A 1,062-nucleotide genomic window follows, 5' to 3' on the forward strand; every position below is an offset into this window, starting at 1 on the left:
CGAAGGCGACCGGCGAGAGGCCGGCCAGCGATCGGTGCGGGCGGTGATGGTTGTAACGGTGGCGCCAGTCCTCGGTCATCCGCCGCACTTCGGGCAGACTGGTAAACACATAGCGGTCGAGTACCTCGGTACGGAGCGTACGGTTGAAGCGTTCGATCAGCGCGTTCTGCGTAGGCTTGCCGGGCTGGATGTGCACGAGTTCGACGCGATGCCGCTGGGCCCAGTCGCGCAAAGCAGCGCTGGTGAACTCCGGGCCGTTGTCCAGGCGAAGCCGGCGCGGCACGCCTCGCAACTCGACCAGTTCGTCGAGCGCACGGATCACGCGTACCGACGGCAGGCTGGTGTCGATCTCGATCTTCAGGCATTCGCGATTGAAGTCGTCGGTGACGTTAAAGGTGCGGAAGCGACGACCCGACCACAGCGCGTCGGCCATGAAGTCGGCCGACCAGGTGTCGTTCGCGATGGCCGGGATCTCCAGCGGGTCCCGGATGCGATCGGGCAGTCGCTTCCTGCCACGGCGCGGCAGGTTGAGCTTGAGCCCGGTGTAGACGCGCCAGCACCGGGTCTTGCCCCAGCCGCGCGGCTTCAACGCCTCGCCGAAGAGCAGCCCGAAGCCGTAGCCGGGGTTGTCCTTCAGGTGGGCCTGCATCGCATCGATCAACGGACCGTCGTCACGCGCGCGTGGCCAGTAGTGCCGCGCCGAACGGGACAGTCCCAGCACACGATCCGCCCGCCGGGCGCTGAGCCCGAAGTCGGTTTGCATCGCCAGGCTCAACTCGAGCCGTCGAGCCTGGCTCAACCTTTTCGCGACAGCACATCCTTGAGCGCGTGGTGCTCCAGCGCCAGGTCGGCGTACATCCGCTTCAGACGGGCCAACTCGCCTTCGACGTCCTTCAGGTGTCGCAACTGCGACACCTCCAGGCCGGCGTACTTGGCCTTCCATTGATAGTAGGTGGCCTCGCTGATGCCGTGCTTGCGACAGGTCTCGACGACCTTCGCCCCGGCTTCGACCTCTTTGAGTATCCGGACGATCTGTTCTTCCGTGAATCGCGATTTCTTCAT

General features: G+C 65.2%; 1 protein-coding gene. It reads right to left on the reverse strand.

What is annotated here, in order from left to right; all coding sequences use genetic code 11:
• Positions 1-1,062 (reverse strand): IS3 family transposase gene (locus ABD974_RS19460; protein WP_345305010.1). Its coding sequence is split into 2 segments (ribosomal slippage), with 1,063 coding nucleotides annotated over them: positions 1-801 and positions 801-1,062; the frame shifts between segments, so codons are not numbered across the junction. This gene is flagged as partial in the annotation.

Origin of the sequence: Lysobacter hankyongensis (assembly GCF_039543145.1) — a bacterium.
GTDB classification, from domain to species: Bacteria; Pseudomonadota; Gammaproteobacteria; order Xanthomonadales; family Xanthomonadaceae; genus Lysobacter_I; species Lysobacter_I hankyongensis.